We start from the raw sequence: 21871 nt of genomic DNA, 5'->3' as shown, positions 1-21871 counted from the left end.
TATGTACCTGATCAATGGCCAGTTGCGTGATGACGTCACCCCGGAAAGTGCCCTCGAACTCCTTAAGAAACCATTGCCCCGGCTGCTTTCTTCCCCGATCGATAGTGAGACCGTTATCGAGTCTGCTGTGCGCTTTGCCACGAAGTTGCAATCTCGTAGCCAGGATCTGTCCCTTGACGATGGGCAATATCAGGGGCTGATCGATTTCTGCCAGCGCAGCAACCTGAGCACAAAACTTGAGCGAGAGCTGGGCCTGCAACCGCGTTCGCTGCGACGTATCGACTATCGACAGCCATGTTTCGAAAGCTGGCATCCATTAGGCTTGGTGGTGCATATCACCCCAGGCAATGCGCCGTTACTGGCGTTCTGCGCAATACTCGAAAGCCTGCTGGCCGGCAATATCAACTGGTTGCGCCCCAGTGCCAGCGATCAGGGGTTGACCGCACAGTTGCTGGCCGCCCTTGTGCAATGCGACAGCAGCGGCAGGCTGGCCGAATTCGTAGCAGTTCTGCCGGTTGACACCTCACGGATAGCTCAACTGTGCGCCACGGCAGACGGAGTATCGGCCTGGGGTGGTGTCGCAGCGCTCAAGGCGATTCGTCAGCAGATTCCTGCGGGATGCCGCTGGATCGATTGGGGGCACAAGATCAGCTTCGCCTATCTGTCACCTGAAGCGGCAGAGCCCGCCGCGCTCGATGCCTTGGCAGATGAAGTCTGTCGACTGGACCAACAAGCGTGTTCCAGCCCTCAATGGGTGTTGGTGGACAGCAACGATCCGGCGGTCCTGCACGACCTCGGAGAGCGTCTGGCCGAAGCCTTCAAACGTCGCGCCCAACAGTGGCCGGCGCTAATGCCGACGGATCAGGAAGCTTCGGAAATCACCACACGCACTGCCATGGCGCAGCTTGATCAGTGCTTTACCCATCAGACCGGCCAGGTGTGGACCGGCTCCGGGTGGCGTGTCATCTGGGAGCATCATCAGACGCTCGCGCCATCGCCACTGTTTCGTACAGTGCTGCTCAAGCCAGTCCCACAGCACTTGCTTACCGAATCACTGTTGCCTTGGCGAAACGTCCTGCAAAGCTGCGCACTGATAGCCTCCCCGGCAGAGACTCCCGAGCTTGTTCGTACACTGGTCAACGCCGGCGTCACGCGCATTGCTCCTTGCCAGACGATTCATGATGGCTACGCCGGCGAGCCTCACGATGGTGTTTATGCGCTGTCGCGTCTGAGTCGCCGCCTCTCCGTGAGCCTGGCCGCTGATGTCTCGATTGGCCGCTCAACGCTCGACCCGGTGCCGCCTGCCCCTGACACAGCCCGTGGCCCGATCATGGACAAAGACACCTTCATGACCCAGCCGATCAGCCCCACGGCACAGCTGTATTTTCGCTCCGGCGGTAGCAGCGGCACTCCGGCCCTGGCAGGTTTCAGCTACCGAGACTTCCAACGACAAATGCGCGCCGCGGCTGATGGCATGTTCGCTGTCGGGCTCGATCCGTCACAGGACCGGGTGATGAACCTGTTCTATGGCGGGAACCTGTACGGTGGTTTTTTCAGCTTTTCAAGCATTCTTGAACAGATGGGCGTTGCACATTTGCCTATGGGAGCTCCCCAGGACGACGACTTCAGCGAAATCGCCCGACTGATCGTGGAGCAACGAGTCACCGTGCTGATTGGCATGCCCAGTACGCTGCATCGCCTGTTTTTCAAGGAGCAGGCCCGACTTCGCGACTATGCCGGTATTGGCAAAGTGCTCCTTGGCGGCGAGCATCCGGGCGAAGCCAGTCGACGCCTGATGGAAAGTTGCGCAGTGTCGACCATTCGTTCTGCTCTCTACGGATCCGTCGATGCAGGCCCACTGGGTCATGCCTGCCGGGCGACCGCAGACGGCGTGTTCCACTTGATGTGCGAAACCCAGTATCTGGAGATCGTTCAGTTCGAACAGGATGTGCCGGTGCAAGCCAATGAGATCGGCCGTCTGCTATTTACCTCCCGCGCCCGGCAAGGCCAGCGCGTTCACCGATATGACATCGGCGACACCGGCCGCTGGCTCCCCGGAGCCTGCCCTTGTGGACTGGAAACGCCGCGATTCGAACTGCTGCAGCGGCACGGCAAGCTGGTGCGGATTGGCACGGAGTTCATCTCGCCTTCGGCGCTGGAACACAGCGTAGGAGTCCCCATTCAAGTTGTGCTGGACTACACCGCCAGTGGCGTAGAACGAATGCAGGTTCGAACGGATGCCGATACCGCCTGGGTACGAGAAAAATTGCTGACCCATGAAGCATTGGCAAATGCCACAGCCGCGGCCCTGTTAATTGTCGAAGTTACCGCCTGCGCTGAACATGAATTCATACGAAACAAACACAGCGGAAAAGTCCCACTGATTGTCGATCGAAGAATATAAAAACAGAACGTTTCAACGACCGTGTTTTTCAAACCAAAACGCCTGATTAGAAAAGAGAATCCAGTGAAATCAATTCATTCGCTCGAACAACTCGTGTCTTTTGTACGACAACACTCAAACTACTACAGCGCGCATCTGAAACATTTACCCACCACAGGTATAACTTTAAAAGATTTACCGTTAACCAATGTGACCAACTATTGGACCGGCAGCAATGACTTGAATCATTGGTCGGTCTTGACGGGAAACGTTGATGATGCGTTGGTGTTTAAAACCGGAGGTTCGACCAGCCAGGGGAAACTTGCGGTTTACTCCTACGAGGAATGGCAAACACTGGTCAGTACCTTCGGAAACAGTCTCTCTTCTCAATTGAACAATGGCGACCGCGTCGCCAATCTGTTCTTTTCAGGGGATCTCTACGCCAGTTTTCTGTTTGTCCACGATTCCCTGGCCCATGTCGGACGATCCATCTGTGAGTTTCCGTTCACCGGAGACATCGAACCGGACGTACTGGCGGATGCGATCGCACGACATCGAATCAATGTTCTGGCCGGGGTGCCCGCACAGTTGCTTCGATTCGCGGCCTACCTGACGCAGCATCGGCGTGTGCTGTGCGGGGTCGAGACGCTGCTGTATGGCGGCGAAAGCCTGTTTGCCCCGCAGTTGGCAATCCTCGGTGAAGTATTCCCCAACGCCCGTATTGCCTCTATCGGCTACGCCAGCGTAGACGCCGGGCTCATAGGGGCCAGCACTCGCGACTGTGCATTGGGCGAGCATCGGGTATTCGAACAGCAAACCTTGCTGCAAATCATCGATGAACACACCGGTGAAGTGATTGAAGAATGCGATCGTATCGGAATGCTAGTGCAGACCAATCTGACACGCCGGCTCATGCCGCTGCTGCGTTACCCGGTGGGCGACCGTGCATGTTGGCGTGAACCGACCGCCACCCCGAGGCGTAAATTCGCCCTCAAGGGGCGTAGCGCCCACAGTCAGCGGGTACGAGTCGGCGTGCTGTCGCTGTTTACCGAAGAAATACACGAGATCATTCAGCGCGTATCGCACAGCGAGCAATGGCAATTGCTGATCGAGCAGACCGGCTCCAAGGATCTGTTGAGCGTGAAGTGGGTGCCCGAACCTCAGTCACAAGCCGTCGAGCCGGTACTCCGCGCATTGCGTGAAGCTTTGCTTGCCCACTACCCTGCCATCGACGACCTGAGCCACGAGGGTCTGCTGGAGTTTCGAGTACTCTGCTGCGCAGCCACAGACCTGCAGCTTCACCCTCGCTCAGGCAAACAATTGCGAGTGCGGGATTTGCGAGTGTATGACGTCTGCTCGCAGGAGCCCGCGCAATGACCCGGTTGATATTTCGCCCCTACCGTCCTTCCGACGCAGATGCCGTGAGCCGATTGTTTCGAGAGGTCTACGGCGATCTTTACGCTCAGCCGGATGTTTACCTGCCGAACATGATCAGTCAGCACAACGCCGAAGGCCGCTGGCAATCGATACTGGCCGTGGATGGCGCGCGGGTGCTCGGGCATGCGGCGCTGTGCCGCGACTTGCCTTCGAATACCGCGGAACTGGCGCTCACCGTGGTACATCCCATCGCCCAAGGGCAGAATCTCGCGACCCATCTGTGCCTGGAGCTACTGAGGCAGTCGCGTTTTCTGGGGCTCAAGAACCTCTCGATCAAGCAAGTGACCCATCATCCCTACACTCAACGCATGGCAGGCAAAATCGGCTTCCACAGTACCGGACTGCTTCCCGATTATGTCCCTTCGCCATTCGCTGAACCACTTCCGGAAACCATCGTGATGGGCTGTCACCTGATCGACGGACACACGCGCCCGCTCCCCGACATCCCTTGGCCCGCAAGCTGCCGGACGTTTATGCAGCATCTGTGTTCGGTGTTTGGAACCCGGCAAGACAAGGCATCACGGCCCGCGATGCCCTTGCAAATAAAGCAACATCAGCATCGGTTCGACATTGTCATTCAGCGTTTGAACAGACGTTTGCTTGAGCAGATCAGCCAATTACCCCAGCACTGGCTGATCTCGGCACGGCTGGAACTGTCCCGGCACTTTGCCCGGGACATGCACAGTTTTTCGGCTCTGGGCTTCGCCTTCACCGGCTTGATGCCCACGCCAGATGATAATGGCTGGTTCGCCCTGTTTCATCGAGGCGTCCAGTCTCGATCCCTCAACCTGCACTGCGCGCACATGCAACGATTGCATGACGACTTACAGCAAAACGCAAATGCCACGAGAACCCACCGGTACGTCGACGCCCGTATCGGTTCCCGCTCAGCCGCTTGAGTGTTTTCTATAAAAGTCACCGCTCGGCTGCGCGCAAAGTTCCACCAACCAATCGACAAACACCCTCACCCGTCGAGACAACTGGCGGTGCGGTGGATAGAGCGCCGTCAACGGAAACGCCGGTGGCGGCACTGCCTTTAGCACTTCACACAAACGGCCTTCGTCCAGTTGTCGGGCGACGTGATAATACGGGGTCTGGACCAGACCATAGCCCGCTTCGCAAGCAGCGAGATAGCCATCGGCGCTGTTGACCGAAACCTGTTTGGGCAGATCGATCGGCTGCACCTGGCCCTCCACCACAAACTCCAGCCCGTAACGCTTGCTGGTGCTGCTGGAGAAATACTCCACCATCTGGTGGCCGTCGAGATCGGCCAGACACTGAGGCGTTCCGTGACGTTGCAAATATTGCGGGCTCGCGCAGGTGACCTGGTCCATCATGACCAGTGGCCTTGCCACCAGTGAATCGTCCAGGGCCGAGCCACCCCGCAACACGCAATCGACACCTTCGCGGATCAGATCCACAGGCCGGTCATTCAACCCGATTTCCAGTTCGATCAAGGGATACCGGGCAGTGAATTGCGGCAATGCCGGAATCACAATCAAACGTCCCACTCCCGCCGGCATATCCACTCGCAGCAGACCTTTGGGGTTTTGGCGAGCAGCGGAAAACACCGCTTCGGTTTCCTCCAGATCCGCCAGCAGCCGCACGCAACGCGGGTAATAGGCGGCGCCATCGAGCGTCAGGCTGATCTGCCGGGTGGTGCGTTGCAGCAGTTGCACGCCCAGATGAGCCTCAAGTTGCTTGATCAGAATGGTCACCGAAGCCCGGGGCAATTGCAGGCTGTCCGCCGCTTTGGCGAAGCCGCCTAGTTCGACGATTCGGGTGAATACGCGCATGGCGTTGAAACGGTCCATTGCTTTGGCTTACCGACTGATTATTTAGAAATTACAAATAGTGATAGCAGTTTTAGCCGGTTTATCTTGTTTCTGTCGAGGTCAACAATGGGATTCAATTCACAGGGAGCTGATTTCATGCAAACACGTCAACTGGGCAAAAACGGTCCGCAGGTGAGCGCGATCGGTCTGGGCTGCATGGGCATGACCGATTTCTACACCACCGGCGTAAACACCCGCGAAGCCACGGCCACTTTGCACCGCGCGCTGGAACTGGGAATCAACCTGCTCGACACGGCAGACATGTACGGCCCACATACCAATGAAGATCTGATCGGCAAGGCCATTATCGGCAAGCGTGAGCAGGTGTTTCTGGCCAGCAAGTTCGGCATTGTCCGTGACCCATCCAACCCCGGTGCACGGGGCGTCAACGGTCGACCGGAATACATTCGCGACGCTATCGACGGCACCCTCAAACGCCTTGGCGTGGAAACCCTGGATTTGTATTACCAGCACCGCATTGATCCGCAGGTGGCCATCGAGGAAACCGTCGGCGCCATGGCAGAACTGGTGAAGGCCGGCAAGGTGCGTTACCTGGGATTGAGTGAAGCATCGGTCGCCACGCTGGAGCGAGCGAACAAGGTTCATCCTATCAGCGCACTGCAAAGTGAATACTCGCTATGGAGCCGCGACCAAGAGGAGAACGGCTGCCTGGCAGCTTGCCAGCGTCTGGGTGTTGCTTTTGTGCCTTACAGTCCGTTGGGCCGGGGCTTTTTGACCGGTGCTCTGAGAAGTCCGGATGATTTTTCGGCCGATGACTACCGTCGCTTCAGTCCACGTTTTCAAGGGGAAAACTTCGCAAAAAACCTGTTGCTGGTGCAGCAAGTGCAGGCCCTGGCCGCTGACAAGGGTGTGACGGCGGGCCAACTGGCGTTGGCATGGGTATTGGCCCAAGGGGATTACCTGATCCCGATTCCAGGCACCAAACAGCGTAAATACCTGGAAGAAAATGTGGCCGCGCTGGACGTGAAACTGAGCCGCGAAGAGTTGCAGGCCCTGGAAGCGATATTCCCGGCCAATGCCACGGCCGGCCTGCGTTATCCGGAAGAAGTCATGAAGTTGCTTGACCGATAACAGGTGCCCGGCCCGTTCGATGGTTCGAGCGGGCCAGCGCTGCCAAACATCACGCCTTGGCGTTAACGCCCTTGTCATCAGGAACCGTCGTACCGTTGCCCTGTGGCGAGGGGGCTTGCCCCCGTTCGGCTGCGCAGCAGTCGCAAAAAACCGACCATGCAATCTGATTGAAAGATACGGACCGCAGATTTGGGGCTGCTACGCAGCCCAACGGGGGCAAGCCCCCTCGCCACAGAGGTTTACCCAACGCTGTATCACTTCGAAACAATCCGCTGTCTCTTTGTTGGGTAAACGGGTCAAAATGCATCTTTTTGGCCACAACCCGAGACGAGATCCCCATGCGAACCCACCTGCGTCTGGCCGCCCTGAGCGCCCTTTTCATCTCTTCCCTGGCCCAGGCTGCCGAGCTGATTCCCATCGAAGTTCATCGCGATGCCAACTGCGGTTGCTGCAAAAAATGGGTCAGCCACCTGGAAGCCAACGGTTTTAAGGTCGCAGACCATGTTGAAGCCGACATGAGCCAATTCAAGCAACAACACGGTGTGCCACCTCGGCTCGCGTCGTGTCACACCGGCCTTATCAACGGCAAATTCGTCGAAGGCCACGTGCCGGCCGATCAAGTACTGGCCTTGAGCAAGCGTGACGATTTGTTGGGGGTTGCAGCCCCTGGCATGCCGATGGGCTCGCCCGGCATGGAAACGGACGGCATGAGCGATGCCTATCAAGTGATCGGTTTGAAAAAGGACGGCACTGACGTGGTAGTGGCGGACTACCCCGCCCATTGATGTTCGGTGCCTACATCGGGCTGTTTCTCGCGGCGTTCGGTGCCGCGACGCTGCTGCCACTGCAATCCGAAGCAGTGCTGGTGGGGTTGTTGCTCAGCAATCAGGATTGGCTCTGGTCGTTGTTGGCAGTCGCAACGCTGGGCAATGTGCTGGGCTCGCTGCTGAACTGGTGGCTGGGGCGCGGCATCGAGCGGTTTCGCGAGCGGCGCTGGTTTCCGGTCAGCCCTCGCCATCTCGAGCAAGCCCAAAAGCACTACCAGCGTTACGGTCATTGGTCGTTGTTGCTCAGTTGGGTACCCATCATCGGCGATCCATTGACGCTGGTGGCTGGCGTCATGCGCGAACCGCTGGGGCGTTTCCTGGTGATCGTGACACTCGCCAAGGGCGCCCGATATGGTGTGTTGGCCATGGCTACGCTGGGATGGATGGGTTGAATGATCAGGGCCATGGCGGCGCTCCCACATGGATTTCGCTCGGCACTACAGCCATGACCTAATGTTTAATGTCACCCTAATCATGCCAGTCCAGCATCGGCGGATTTCCTGTGGAGCTTACCCATGTCGCCCATCCTCTCCCGCTGGTTACCCGGCCTGCTGCTGACAGCGGCTCTGCCCGTTCTCGCTCACGCCCAGAACCAGAATCAGAACCAGGCCGAAACGCCGGAATACGGCCCGCAACTTCAGGGTTTCGAGTACCCCTACACGGTCAAGTACTTCGACTTTGAGTCCCAGGGCAAATCCCTGCAGATGGGTTACATGGACGTTGCCGCCCAAGGCAAGGTCAATGGACGCAGCGTGGTGCTGATGCACGGCAAAAACTTCTGCGGCGCGACCTGGGACAGCTCGATCAAGGCGCTGAGCGAGGCCGGTTACCGGGTCATCGCGCCGGACCAGATCGGCTTTTGCACCTCCAGCAAACCGGACCACTATCAATACACTTTTCAGCAACTGGCAGCCAACACCCAGCAACTGCTCAAAACCCTGGGCATCCAGAAGGCCACCCTGCTCGGCCACTCCACCGGCGGCATGCTAGCCACCCGCTATGCGTTGCAATACCCCGATCAAGTCGAACAGTTGGCCCTGGTCAATCCAATCGGCCTGGAAGACTGGAAAGCCCTTGGCGTGCCCTATCTCACGGTTGATCAATGGTATGAGCGCGAGCTGAAAGTCACGGCGCAAGGTATCCACGACTACCAACGCAACACCTATTACGATGGCCGCTGGAAGCCGGAGTTTGATCGTTGGGTGAACATGTACGCGGGCCTGGCCAAAGGGCCAGGCAAAACAGCGGTGGCTTGGAACTCGGCGCTGATTTACGACATGATTTTCACCCAACCGGTGTACTACGAGTTCAAGGACCTGAAAGTGCCGACCCTGCTGCTGATTGGCACCTCCGACACCACGGCCATCAACAAGAACATCGCACCGCCCGAGGTCAAGGCGAAAATCGGTCATTACGACGTACTCGGCAAGCAAGTGGCGAAATTGATTCCCCGGTCGACACTGATCGAGTTCCCCGGTATGGGCCACGCGCCGCAGATGGAGGAACCGGCGAAATTCCATCAGGCGTTGCTCGGCTGGCTGAACCAAACCAATCCCGTTCGTTAATGAGGCAAGCTGATGGCGGTGCAGATTGCGGTGATCGATGACTGGCAGGACGTGGCTCGCGACGTGGTGGACTGGTCGGTGCTGGACAGTATCGGCCAAGTGAGTTTTATCCATGACTACCCGGCCGACAACGAAACCCTGGCCGAACGCCTCGGTGCATTCGAGGTGATCTGCGTGATGCGCGAGCGCACCCGGTTCGACGAAGACCTGCTGCGCCGCTTGCCCGCACTCAAACTGCTAGTCACCGGCGGCATGCGCAACGCTGCCCTGGACCTGAAAGCCGCCGCCGCGCTGGGCATTCAGGTGTGCGGCACCGACAGCTACAAACACGCCGCCCCCGAACTGACCTGGTCGCTGATCATGGCCGCGACCCGCAACCTGGTAGCGGAAGCCAATGCCTTGCGCGCAGGTCAGTGGCAACAAGGGCTGGGCGGCGACCTGCAGGGCAAGACCTTGGCGATTCTCGGGCTGGGCAGCATTGGTCAACGGGTGGCCCGGTTCGGGCAGGTGTTCGGCATGCGGGTGATTGCCTGGAGCGAAAACCTGACCGCCGAACGGGCTGCCGAGGTCGACGTCACCTATGTCAGCAAGCAGGAACTGTTCGAGCAGGCCGATGTGCTGTCGGTCCATCTGGTGCTCAGCGAGCGCAGCCGAGGGCTGGTTGACGCTCAGGCACTGGACTGGATGAAACCCACGGCATGGTTGGTCAACACTGCCCGCGGGCCGATTGTCGATGAATCCGCATTGATCAAGGCCCTTCAGAAAAAACGCCTGGCGGGCGCGGCGCTGGATGTGTTCGAGCACGAACCGTTGCCCCGCCATCATCCTTTCAGAACGCTGGACAATGTGCTGGCCACGCCGCATGTAGGGTATGTCAGCCGGCAGAACTACCAACTGTTCTTTTCGCAAATGATCGAGGACATTCAAGCATGGGCGGCGGGAGCGCCGATCCGGCTGCTGGGCTGAAACCGGGTTATCGTTCATCGCGAGCAGGCTCGCTCCCACATTGGATCTCGGGTGTACACAGAATGTGTGACGAAGCAGATCCAAATGTGGGAGCGAGCCTGCTCGCGATGAGGCCCTCAAACCCACCACATCCCCTAAATCTCACGCACCACAACGGTGCAAACACCTACCCCTCCGTGCCCATCGCCGGAACTTCCCGGTCCCGATTTGACCCGCACCAGAAAATAAACCTGCCCTTCGTCGGTGCGTCTCCCCGCAAAGCTCTATGCCTGTACCCTCTTTTGACCGATTGTCGAACAATTTCACCCTATAGCCGCCCCCGCTCTAAGTTCTGGCCTAGACTGATTTTCGCGGAGTAAAACCGGCTGGTCATTCGGTGAAAATAATCGAAACTTTTGGTGCTGGCCTCGTGTCAGGTTAAAGGTAGGGCCACAGCGACTGGTGCATTCCTTGCAACAGCCACTTCACCCATTCTGCTTCAGCGCATGGGCAGCACTTGCTCACCGATGCGTAGCGCGTTTGCGCCCGGCCACAGGATTTGGCCACGAACACCGTTTGTGCCAGGCCTAGAATTAGATCAACAACACGGGAGATTCATATGATCAGTGCGGCTTTAGATATCCAGGGAGAACGTGCTCATCAGCAGGTCGGGGAAACGAGCACCGTCGGTATCCTCAATGCCAAATCGGTCAACATGCCGACCCCCAAGACACTGGCACCGGTAGTCAGTCAGAATCCCAACAAGAAAAGAGTCCTGTTCGTCACCTCGGAGATTGCCGACCTGGTAAAGACCGGAGGTCTTGGCGACGTTTCCGCCGCACTGCCCCGGGCCATGGCGCATCTGCACGATGTCCGTGTGCTGATCCCCGGTTATCCGCAAGTGATGAATAGCGAAAACCCGATTCATATCATCGGTGAACTGGGCGGGCACGCGGCGTTGCCGCCCTGCAAGATCGGGCGCATGGACATGCCCGATGGCCTGGTCATTTACGTGTTGATCTGCCCTGAATTGTACGAGCGCGAAGGTTCACCTTACGGCGCCAACAACGGCCGCGACTGGCCGGACAACCACATTCGTTTCGCCCGCCTGGGCCTCGCGGCAGCCGATATCGCCGCCAACCTCGCCCAGATTCACTGGTGCCCGGACCTGGTGCACGCCCACGACTGGCCCGCAGGCCTGGCGCCGGCCTATATGCACTGGCGTGGCCAACGCACCCCGACCCTTTTCACCATTCACAACCTGGCGTACCAAGGGGTCACCAGCCTCGGCTCGTGCCCGGAACTTGGTATCCCCATGCATGCCTTGCAACAGGAAGGCATGGAGTTTTACGGCAAGATGTCGTTCCTCAAGGCCGGCATGGCCTACTCGAGCCACATCACCACCGTCAGCGCGACTTATGCCCAGGAAATCACCACGCCGGCCTTCGGCTGCGGTCTCGACGGTTTTCTCGCCGCCAAGACCCAGCAAGGCTTGCTCAGCGGGATTCCCAACGGCATCGATGAAAGCTGGGATGCAGCGACCGATCCGCACCTGTTCCACCCGTTCGGCATCGGCGACTGGGACGGCAAAGCAGTCAACGCGGCGCATGTTCGCCGGCTGTTCGACCTCGAAGACTCCGAAGGACCGCTGTTCGCTGTGGTTTCGCGGCTGGTCTACCAGAAAGGCCTGGACCTGACCGAAGCGGTGGCTGAATACATTGTCGACAACGGCGGGCAAATCGCGATCATCGGCCGTGGCGAACCGGAAGAAGAACAAGCCATGCGTGAACTGGCGTTGCGCTTCCCCGGGCAAGTCGGCGTGCACATCGGCTTCAATGAAACCGACGCCCGCCGGATGTTTGCCGGCAGCGATTTCCTGCTGATGCCTTCGCGTTATGAACCCTGCGGCCTGAGCCAGATGTACGCCCAGCGCTTCGGTTCATTGCCGGTGGCCCGCAATACCGGTGGCCTGGCCGACACCATTGAAAACGGCGTGACCGGTTTCCTCTTCGACGAATCCACGGTGGAAAGTTATCGCGAAGCCCTGAGCCGCGCGTTCAAGGTGTTCGCCTTCCCCGGCCTGCTCAACGCGATGCGGTGCCGAGCCATGGCGGCGCCGTTCAACTGGTGCAAGGCAGTCGAACCCTACGCCGAACTCTACGAAAAACTGGTGGCTAAAGCGCTGGGAAAATCGGGCAAACAGTAAGAGGCTTTCAACGATGCCGTTACGGACCCTTGAGACCTGGCCCCACGGCGCAATCATGCTGGACGCAGAACACACGCGTTTTGCCTTGTGGGCGCCAGATGCGTTTTTCGTCAGTCTCGAACTGGAAGATGGACAATCCCTGCCACTGCTGCCTCAGGCCGATGGCTGGTTTGTGATCAACACCCGTTGCCCCGCGGGCACCCGCTACCGCTACAACATCGATGGCGAGCTTACGGTGCCGGACCCGGCCTCCCGCGCCCAGGCGGGCGATATCGACAGCCACAGCGTGGTGGTCGATCCCCTCGCCTATCGGTGGCAACACAGCGCCTGGCAAGGTCGACCGTGGAATGAGGCGGTGATCTACGAATTGCACGTTGGTGCACTCGGCGGCTTCAGCGAGGTTGAGCAGCATCTGGCGCACCTGGTCGAGCTGGGTATCACCGCCATCGAACTGATGCCACTGGCGCAGTTTCCCGGCGAACGTAACTGGGGCTATGACGGGGTTTTGCTTTACGCGCCTCAAGCCTCCTACGGTTCGCCCGAACAACTCAAACACCTGATCGACACGGCCCACGGCCATGGCCTGGCGGTGATTCTCGACGTGGTCTACAACCACTTCGGCCCCGACGGTAATTACCTGCATCGCTACGCCAAGGGCTTTTTCCGCGAAGACAAACACACCCCATGGGGCGCGGCGATCGACTTCCGGCGGCGCGAGGTGCGCGACTTCTTTATCGACAACGCGCTGATGTGGCTGCTGGAGTACCGCTTCGACGGCCTGCGTCTGGACGCGGTGCATGCCATCGAAGACCCGGACTTTCTTCAGGAGCTGGCGCAGCGGGTGCGGCGGCAAACCGATCCGGCGCGACACGTGTGGCTCATGGCGGAAAACGAACACAACCAGGCCAGCCTGCTGGAGCAAGGTTTCGATGCGCAGTGGAACGATGACGGCCATAACGCCCTGCACGTTCTGCTCACCGGTGAAACCGATGCCTATTACGCCGATTATGCCGAGCAGCCCACCGAACAGCTCGCCCGTTGCCTGAGCCAGGGCTTCGTGTTTCAGGGCCACATCACCCGCCACGGTACGGCGCGCGGTGAGCCGAGCGGTCACTTGCCGCCCACGGCCTTCGTGCTGTTCCTGCAGAACCACGACCAGATCGGCAATCGCGCCTTTGGCGAGCGCCTGCATCAGTTGGCACATCCTGATGCCCTTTATGCCGCCACCGCGTTGCTGCTGTTGTCGCCGATGATCCCGCTGATGTTCATGGGCGACGAATTCGCCGCCGAGCAACCGTTCCTGTTTTTCACCAGCCACCACGGTGAACTGGCGGAGTTGGTGCGCGAAGGACGACGCAATGAATTCGCGGCGTTCAGCGCCTTTGCCGATCCGCACAAACGCGAGCAGATTCCCGACCCGAACGCGACGCAGACCTTCGAAGCTTCACGGCCGAAACTGAGCGCCAGCCGCCAATCGCCGGTTTATGAGCTGTATCGCCAACTGCTGAAGATCCGCCATCAACACATCATCCCGCACCTGCCCGGCGCCCAGGCGCTGGGTGCGCAGGTACTGGCCGCGGGCGCGGTGACGGCGCGCTGGCGGTTGGGCGATGGCAGTCAGTTGCGCATTGACCTGAACCTCAGCGATGCACCCGTGGTCCACTCCCCACAGGCCGACGCGACATTGCTGTTCGAACACCCGCCACAATCGGCCGGTCTGTTGAATCAGGGCACACTTGCCCCGTATTGCGCGCTAGTCAGCCTCACGGCCGCAGCCCCTTTGCTACCCCCGGATGGAGAGCGCCCATGAGCAATGCGCAACTGGAAATACTGGCCAGCCGAGCAGGCCTGGCCGTCGACTGGATCGATGCCAATGGCCGTCCACAGAAAGTGACCCCGGCGGTGTTGCGCTCGGTGCTCAGCGGGCTTGGCCATCCCGCCAATACTGCCCAGGAGATCGACGCCAGCCTGCTGCAATTGCAGGAAGTGCAACAAACCCGGCACCTGCCACCGCTGTTGACGTGCGATGTGGGCGTCGGCCTGGACCTGGCCCACTACTTCGAACCGCAAACCCCATGTGAAATCCATCTCGAAGACGGCTCACGGATCAACTTGAAGCTCGATGACAAGGCTGTGTTGCCCGGGCTGGTGCCGGTGGGTTATCAGCACGTCAGCATCGATGATCAATCCTTCACCCTGGCGGTGGCCCCCCAGCGCTGCTACAGCGTCGGCGACGCGGTGGACAGTCAGAACCCGCGTGCCTGGGGCCTGAGCGTGCAGCTGTACTCGCTGCGCCGTCCCGGCGATGGCGGTTTCGGCGATACCCAGGCCCTCGAAGATCTGGCCCGGGTGGCCGGGGAACGAGGCGCCGAGGCGTTGGCGATCAGCCCGCTGCATGCGATGTTCAGCGGCGACACCCAGCGTTACAGCCCTTACTCGCCATCCAGCCGTTTGTTTCTCAATAGCCTGTACGCGGCGCCCGGTGCGATTCTCGGTGAGCGTGCCCTGCGCACCGCGATCGACGCCACCGGCCTTGCCGCTGAGCTCAAGCACCTTGAAGCACTGCCGCTGATCGACTGGCCCACCGCCGCCGAAGCCAAGCATCGCTTGCTTGAAGCCTTGTACGAAGGATTCACCCATGGCGAGCACCCCTTGCACCCGGATTTCAGCAGCTTCCGCCATGCCGGTGGCGAAGCGCTGGAAAATCATTGCCGCTTTGAAGCGATCCAGGAAGTCCGTGCGCGGGACGGTGAAAGCCTCGATTGGCGCGAGTGGCCCGAACAATGGCGTGACCCGCGCAGCACCGCTCTGGCGCATTTTGCCGAAGAAAACTCGACCCGCATCGGCTACTACGCGTTCTGCCAATGGCTGATTGCGCGCAGCCTGGAACGCGCCCAAGCCGCCGCCCGCGGTGCCGGCATGGGCATTGGCCTGATCGCGGATCTGGCCGTTGGCGCCGACGGCGGCGGCAGCCAGGCCTGGAGTCGTCAGGACGAATTGCTTACCTCGCTGACCGTGGGTGCGCCACCGGACATCCTCAATCGTTCCGGCCAGGGCTGGGGCATTTCCGCGTTCTCCCCCGAAGGTCTGGTGCGCAACGGCTTTCGCGCGTTCATCGAAATGCTGAGGGCCAACTTCGCCCATGCCGGCGGCCTGCGTATCGATCACGTCATGGGGCTGCAACGACTGTGGGTGATCCCCAACGACGCACACCCCAGCGACGGTGCCTACCTCTATTACCCGGTGGACGACCTGCTGCGCTTGCTGACCCTCGAATCCCATCGACATCAGGCCATCGTCCTCGGCGAAGACCTCGGCACCGTGCCCGAGGGTCTGCGCGAGAAACTCATCGCGCGCTCGATTCTCGGCATGCGCGTGCTGCTGTTCGAACAGGACAATACTCACTTCAAGCCGATTCTCGACTGGCCGGACAACGCCCTGGCAACCACCAGCACCCATGACCTGCCGACGCTCAATGGCTGGTGGCATGGCCGCGATATCGACTGGAGCGCGCGCTTGAATCTGGTCGACGCCCCGGGTGAAATCGAATGGCGCCAACACCGTGAGCGCGAGCGCGAAGGTTTGCGTCGGGTGCTGAGCGAGGACCCGCAGAATTTTCGCGAGGAGTCCCACGAAACCGATCAGGTGCTCGACGCCGCGATCCGCTTCCTCGGCCATACCCGCGCGCCGCTGGTATTGCTGCCAATGGAAGATGCCTTGGGGATCGAACAGCAGGCCAACCTGCCCGGCACCACCGACACCCACCCCAACTGGTCCCGCAGGCTGCCCGGCGACAGCGAAGCCCTGCTCGATGATCCGGACGCCGCCCGGCGCCTGGAACTGCTCGCCTGTGCGCGACTTCAGGCGGCCGAGCGTGACCAATGAATCAACCGTTCAACCAACCGCTGCGGGCGACTCTGCGGCTGCAATTTCATAAAGGTTTCACTCTGGACCAGGCGGTGCCGCTGGTGCCGTACTTCGCCAGCCTGGGCATCAGCCACGTCTATGCCTCGCCGCTGCTCGCCGCCCGCGCGGGGTCCATGCATGGCTACGACGTGGTGGACCCGACCACGGTCAACCCTGAGCTGGGTGGCGAAGCTGCGTTGCGCCGTTTAGTCGCTGCATTGCGCGAACAGGACATGGGACTGATCCTCGACATTGTCTCCAATCACATGGCCGTCGGCGGTGGCGATAACCCTTGGTGGCTCGACTTGCTCGAATGGGGGCGACTGAGCCCTTACGGCGAGTTCTTCGACATTCAATGGCACTCGCCCGACCCGTTGATGGAGGGCCAATTGCTGCTGCCTTTTTTGGGCAGCGATTACGGCATCGCCTTGCAGGACGGCACCCTTCCCTTGCGTTTCGATGCCCGGCGCGGCGCTTTTTATGTCGAGCACTACGAACATCACTTCCCGATTTGCCCCACCAACTATGGCGAATTGCTCAAGGCCGATGATCAATTGAATGCCGGGCAAGTCGAGCAGCTCAAATCCCTGGCAGACCGCTTCAGTACCTTGAGTTACCAGACCGACGCGTACAGCCTGGCAATTGCGCTGAAAACCGAGCTGCATGAACTCGCCAGCGATCCGGCGATTCTTCACGCCATCCTGCGCACGCTCGGCACCTACGACTCGCTCACCCCCGAGGGTTTCCAGCGCCTGCATAACTTGCTCGAACGCCAGAGTTATCGCCTGGCCAGTTGGCGCACCGCGGCGGACGACATCAACTGGCGGCGCTTTTTCGACATCAATGAACTGGGCGGCCTGCGCGTCGAACGTCCGGCGGTGTTCGAGGCGACTCATGCAAAAATCTTCGAGCTGGTGGCCGAAGGTCTTGTCGACGGGCTGCGCATCGATCACATCGATGGCCTCGCCGACCCGCGTGGTTACTGCCGAAAACTGCGGCGCAGAGTCGATCGCCTGGCACCGGATCGGCACCTGCCGATCTACGTCGAAAAGATCCTTGGCGAGGGCGAAACCCTGCGCCGCGACTGGTGCGTCGATGGCAGCACCGGTTACGAATTCATGAATCAGTTGTCGTTGCTGCAACACGACCCCGAAGGCGCCCAGACCTTGGGTGAACTCTGGAGCCGGCACAGCGAACGGCCCGCCGATTTCGGTCAGGAAGCGCAACTGGCGCGCCAGCAGATTCTCAACGGCTCCCTCGCCGGGGATTTTGAAAGTGTCGCCCACGCCCTGTTGCAAGTGGCCCGGGACGATCTGATGACCCGGGATCTGACCCTCGGCGCAATCCGTCGGGCCTTGCAGGAACTGATCGTGCACTTCCCGGTGTATCGCACTTACATCAGCCCGCTGGGCCGAAACTGCGCCCAGGACGAGGTGTTTTTCCAGCAGGCCATGGACGGTGCAAGGCAAACCCTTGGCGAGGCCGACTGGCCCGTACTCGATTGCCTGTCCGGCTGGCTCGGCGGTCAACCCTGGCGCAAACACCCGGTGGGCCGCCCACGCAAACTGCTCAAGCATGCCTGCGTGCGCTTCCAGCAACTGACCTCACCGGCGGCGGCCAAGGCAGTGGAAGACACCGCGCTTTATCGCTCGGCGGTGCTGCTGTCGCGCAACGATGTTGGCTACAACACCGAGCAGTTCAGTGCTCCGGTGGCTGACTTCCATGCTGCCTGCGTCAATCGCCTCGCCGAATTCCCCGACAACCTGCTGGCCACCGCCACCCACGACCACAAACGCGGCGAAGACACCCGCGCGCGTCTGGCGGTGTTGAGCGAGCGTAGCGTCTGGTATGCCGAACAGGTCGAACACTGGCGAACACTGGCCGACGAATTGCGCACTGAACCTGGCTCGCCCTCGGCGGGCGATGAGCTGATTCTTTATCAAGCGATCCTCGGCAGTTGGCCGCTGGAGCTGCGCAGCGATGATCAGGTGGCGCTCGAGAACTACGCCCAGCGCCTCTGGCAGTGGCAACAGAAAGCCCTGCGCGAAGCCAAGTTGCAAAGCAGCTGGAGCGCGCCAAACGAGGGGTATGAACAGGCCACTCATGGGTTTCTCGAACGCCTGCTGCTCAGCCCCGAAGGCCAGCCACTGCGCACGGCCATCGGTGCGGCGGCGCAGAGCATCGCCGCTCCGGGTGCATTGAATGGCTTGGCGCAAACCTTGCTGCGAATGACCGTGCCGGGGGTACCGGACCTCTATCAGGGCAACGAGTTCTGGGACTTCACGCTGGTCGATCCGGACAACCGCCGGCCGGTGGATTACGTTAGTCGTCAGCAGACCATGCACCTACGGTTGGACCTGCCCGATCTGTTGGTGAACTGGCGTGACGGGGGCATCAAGCAAACCCTGATCGCCCGGACGTTACATCAACGTGCCGAGCATGCCGGGCTGTTTCAAAAAGGGACGTATCAAGCCCTGGAAGTCCTCGGCAGCCAGGCTCACCGGGTACTGGCGTTTGCTCGTGAATGGCGGGGAAAACGGGCTATCGTGATAGTACCGATACGCTGTGCCGAACTGCTGGAAAACAGTGCCGTACCACAGATTGACGCGCCGCTCTGGGGCGATACACGCGTCACATTGCCGTTCGCTGTCCCTGAAGAAAATCTGAAGGGACTTTTTGCAAGCGTCACAGTCACAAAACACAGGGAGCTGATGGTCAGCGCCGCGCTGGGGGATTTCCCGGTCAATCTCTTTATCCAAATTACCCAAGCTTGAGTTCAGTTCAGGAGCATTGCGATGAGTACCGACGATAAACGCATCCGCGAATTTGCCTATCAAATCTGGGAATCCGAAGGAAAACCCGAGGGCCAGGAAGAGCGCCATTGGGAGATGGCCCGCAAACTGGCCGACGCTGAAGCCCAAGCCAAAGCGCTGGCGCCCGGCAAGTCATCGAAAACGACTGGCAGCAAAAGCCTCGGCGCCAAGTCCTCGACCGGCAAGCCCGACGGCAAGCTCAATGCCAAAGGCGTCGAACCCAAAACCAAGGCCAAAGCCAAACCCTCTGCTTCGACAGTGACCCCGCTTGGCGAAAAAAGCGTCGAGAAAAAGCCACGCGCTGCGCGCAAACCGCCAACGACCTGACGCGTTTATCGCCTTGCCTCGCTTGATTTGTGGCGTGTCTCTCGCCACCGAGGGCGCGCTCGCCCTCGAAAAAAACCAGAGCCACGGTTCATCGCAGTCGAGTACCGTCACCCCATGCAGGAGCAACTATGAGCAGTCCAAAGAAAACCGCGCCCGAACCTCGTGCCGAGGCTTCGCGAATCCGTGAAGGCTTGCCCTTCCCGCTAGGCGCGACCTGGGATGGCCTGGGGGTCAATTTCGCGCTGTTTTCGGCTAACGCGACCAAGGTCGAACTGTGCATCTTCGACGATTCCGGCGAGGTGGAACTGGAGCGTATCGAGTTACCGGAATACACCGACGAGATCTACCACGGCTACTTGCCTGACGCCCACCCGGGGTTGATCTACGGCTATCGCGTGTACGGTCCTTACGACCCGGCCAATGGTCATCGTTTCAACCCCAACAAGCTGCTGATCGATCCCTACGCCAAGCAATTGGTCGGTCGATTGAAATGGTCCGAAGCGTTGTTCGGCTACACCATCGGCCACCCTGACGCCGACCTCAGTTTCGATGAGCGGGACAGCGCGCCCTTCGTGCCCAAATGCAAAGTGATCGACCCGGCTCACACCTGGGGTCATGACCATCGCGTCAGCGTGCCGTGGGACAAAACGATCATTTATGAAACACACGTACGCGGTTTCAGCATGCGTCACCCCTCCGTCCCCGAGAACCTGCGTGGCACCTTCGCCGGGTTGATGGTCGATGACGTGCTCGAACACATCCGCAAGCTCGGCGTGTCGACCGTGGAATTGCTGCCGATTCATGCCTTCGTCAATGACCAGCATCTGCTGCACAAAGGCATGACCAACTACTGGGGTTACAACAGCATCGCATTCTTTGCCCCGGACCCGCGCTACCTGGCCAGCGGCAAGATCGCCGAGTTCAAGGAGATGGTCGCGCACCTGCACGAGGCCAATCTGGAAGTGATCCTCGACGTGGTCTACAACCACACCGCCGAGGGCAACGAACAAGGCCCGACCCTGTCGATGCGCGGCATCGACAACGCCTCTTACTACCGCTTGATGCCTGACGACAAGCGCTACTACATCAACGATTCGGGGACCGGCAACACTCTGGACCTGAGTCACCCGTGCGTGCTGCAAATGGTCACCGACTCCCTGCGTTACTGGGCCACGGAAATGCATGTGGACGGTTTCCGTTTCGACCTGGCGACCATCCTCGGCCGTTACCACGACGGTTTCGACGAGCGTCACAGCTTTCTCGTGGCCTGCCGCCAGGACCCGGTGCTGCGCCAGGTGAAGATGATTGCAGAAGCCTGGGATTGCGGCCCCGGGGGCTATCAAGTCGGGAACTTTCCGCCGGGTTGGGTTGAGTGGAATGACAAATTCCGCGACACCGTGCGCGCGTTCTGGAAAGGCGACGACGGCCAACTGGCGGACTTCGCCAGTCGCATGACCGCCTCCGGCGAGATGTTCAATCAGCGTGGCCGGCGACCGTATGCCTCGGTGAACTTCGTCACCGCCCACGACGGTTTCACCCTGAACGACCTGGTGTCGTACAACGACAAACACAACGAAGCCAACGACGAGAACAATCAGGACGGCACCAACAACAACCTGTCCTGGAACCACGGTGTCGAAGGCCCCACCGACGATCCCGAGATCAATGAGCTGCGCCAGCGGCAAATGCGCAACTTCTTCGCCACGTTGCTACTGTCCCAGGGCACGCCAATGCTGGTGGCTGGCGACGAATTCGCCCGCACCCAGGAAGGCAACAACAATGCTTACTGTCAGGACAGCGAGATCGGTTGGGTCAATTGGGACCTGAGCGAAGACGGCAAGTCCCTGCTCAAGTTCGTCAAACGCCTGATCAAATTGCGCCTGGCCTATCCGATTCTGCGTCGCGGGCGCTTCCTGGTGGGCAACTACAACGAAGACATCGGCGTCAAGGACGTGACCTGGCTGGCCCCGGACGGCAGCGAAATGTCCATCGAACAATGGGAAGAAGGCCACGGTCGTTGCCTGGGTATGTTGCTCGATGGCCGCGCCCAGGAAACCGGCATTCGCCGCAAGGGCGGCGACGCGACCCTGCTGCTGGTGGTTAACGCCCACCATGACATCGTCAACTTCCTGCTCCCGGAAGTGCCTGACGGCGGTTTCTGGACCTGCATGATCGATACCAATCAACCCTCGATTCGTGGCCAGGAACGCTTCGAGTTCGGTCACGAATATTCAGTCACCGGCCGCTCGCTGCTGCTGTTCGAATTGCAGCGCGAAGAAGAAGAGTGAACAGGGCTCTCGGGGGCAAGCCGTAATGAAATCCGTAGGGACGGTTTCGCTGTCTATTTGCGAAACCTGACACAGCCTGGGTTAAAAAAACCGCATCAGACCAAAGACTGAGGCGACGAATAGCGATCCATGAGCAATACTCTGCCCGCAGCAATCCAGGGTTCGGAGCGCTGCATATTGCTATCTACCCGCTCTCACGGGTCTGCCAGGCTTGCGCCCTCGCAAGCATTGCGCACGACTGAGGGCC

General features: G+C 59.9%; 15 protein-coding genes. 14 read left to right on the top strand and 1 reads right to left on the bottom strand.

What is annotated here, in order from left to right; translation table 11 throughout:
• The first annotated feature begins 1 nt into the window (after position 1).
• From ACZ89R_RS00980 to ACZ89R_RS00970, 3 genes are all read left to right on the top strand, one after another.
• Positions 2-2404 (top strand): aldehyde dehydrogenase family protein, encoded by a 2403-nt coding sequence (locus ACZ89R_RS00980; protein ID WP_429547051.1) that lies wholly within the window; start codon positions 2-4, stop codon positions 2402-2404.
• A gap of 63 nt (positions 2405-2467) precedes the next feature.
• Entirely contained in the window at positions 2468-3760 is a 1293-nt protein-coding gene (locus ACZ89R_RS00975) for a phenylacetate--CoA ligase family protein (RefSeq protein WP_429547924.1), read from the top strand.
• Positions 3757-4719 carry a GNAT family N-acetyltransferase gene (locus ACZ89R_RS00970; protein ID WP_429547052.1) on the top strand — a complete coding sequence of 321 codons (963 nt, stop codon included), beginning with the start codon at positions 3757-3759 and terminating at the stop codon, positions 4717-4719. Before ACZ89R_RS00975 ends, ACZ89R_RS00970 begins: the two co-directional genes overlap by 4 nt.
• Here ACZ89R_RS00970 and ACZ89R_RS00965 read toward each other — a convergent pair.
• Positions 4708-5634, bottom strand: a complete 927-nt coding sequence (locus ACZ89R_RS00965; RefSeq protein WP_429547053.1) for a LysR family transcriptional regulator — start codon at positions 5632-5634, stop codon at positions 4708-4710. The two genes, ACZ89R_RS00970 and ACZ89R_RS00965, sit on opposite strands and share 12 nt — an antisense overlap.
• Positions 5635-5751: 117 nt before the next feature.
• Between ACZ89R_RS00965 and ACZ89R_RS00960 the strand changes: the two genes are divergently transcribed.
• The 11 genes from ACZ89R_RS00960 to glgX all read left to right on the top strand — a co-directional run bounded on the left by ACZ89R_RS00960 (position 5752) and on the right by glgX (position 21624).
• Positions 5752-6747: an aldo/keto reductase gene (locus tag ACZ89R_RS00960; RefSeq protein ID WP_429547054.1), complete on the top strand. Its 996-nt coding sequence runs from the start codon at positions 5752-5754 to the stop codon at positions 6745-6747.
• Positions 6748-7085: 338 nt separating this feature from the next.
• Positions 7086-7532, top strand: coding sequence for a DUF411 domain-containing protein (locus ACZ89R_RS00955; protein WP_192342907.1), 447 nt, complete (start codon positions 7086-7088; stop codon positions 7530-7532).
• Positions 7532-7966, top strand: a complete 435-nt coding sequence (locus ACZ89R_RS00950) for a YqaA family protein (protein WP_429376711.1) — start codon at positions 7532-7534, stop codon at positions 7964-7966. Before ACZ89R_RS00955 ends, ACZ89R_RS00950 begins: the two co-directional genes overlap by 1 nt.
• A 123-nt stretch (positions 7967-8089) precedes the next feature.
• Positions 8090-9139, top strand: a complete 1050-nt coding sequence (locus ACZ89R_RS00945; RefSeq protein ID WP_429376713.1) for an alpha/beta fold hydrolase — start codon at positions 8090-8092, stop codon at positions 9137-9139.
• A gap of 12 nt (positions 9140-9151) precedes the next feature.
• Positions 9152-10105, top strand: a complete 954-nt coding sequence (locus ACZ89R_RS00940) for a D-2-hydroxyacid dehydrogenase family protein (RefSeq protein WP_429547055.1) — start codon at positions 9152-9154, stop codon at positions 10103-10105.
• A 598-nt stretch (positions 10106-10703) separates the two neighbouring features.
• Positions 10704-12290, top strand: a complete 1587-nt coding sequence (gene glgA / locus ACZ89R_RS00935) for a glycogen synthase GlgA (RefSeq protein WP_401174642.1) — start codon at positions 10704-10706, stop codon at positions 12288-12290.
• 13 nt (positions 12291-12303) lie between these two features.
• Complete coding sequence (gene treZ, locus ACZ89R_RS00930) at positions 12304-14100, top strand: malto-oligosyltrehalose trehalohydrolase (RefSeq protein WP_429547056.1); 1797 nt, start codon at positions 12304-12306, stop codon at positions 14098-14100.
• On the top strand, positions 14097-16175 hold the full coding sequence (gene malQ / locus ACZ89R_RS00925; RefSeq protein WP_429547057.1) for a 4-alpha-glucanotransferase: 2079 nt from the start codon (positions 14097-14099) through the stop codon (positions 16173-16175). The genes treZ and malQ overlap by 4 nt, the downstream gene beginning before the upstream one ends.
• The gene (locus ACZ89R_RS00920) at positions 16172-18970 is read left to right on the top strand and encodes a malto-oligosyltrehalose synthase (protein ID WP_429547058.1); all 2799 of its coding nucleotides are present in this window, start codon (positions 16172-16174) and stop codon (positions 18968-18970) included. Before malQ ends, ACZ89R_RS00920 begins: the two co-directional genes overlap by 4 nt.
• A gap of 21 nt (positions 18971-18991) precedes the next feature.
• Positions 18992-19336 (top strand): DUF2934 domain-containing protein, encoded by a 345-nt coding sequence (locus ACZ89R_RS00915; RefSeq protein ID WP_429547059.1) that lies wholly within the window; start codon positions 18992-18994, stop codon positions 19334-19336.
• A gap of 128 nt (positions 19337-19464) precedes the next feature.
• Positions 19465-21624 carry a glycogen debranching protein GlgX gene (glgX, locus tag ACZ89R_RS00910; RefSeq protein WP_429547060.1) on the top strand — a complete coding sequence of 720 codons (2160 nt, stop codon included), beginning with the start codon at positions 19465-19467 and terminating at the stop codon, positions 21622-21624.
• The last annotated feature ends 247 nt before the right edge of the window (positions 21625-21871 follow it).

It is taken from the genome of Pseudomonas sp. TE3728, from assembly GCF_056279145.1.
The sequence above is the reverse complement of the archived record's forward strand: the minus strand, read 5'-3'. Positions and strand labels throughout refer to the sequence as shown.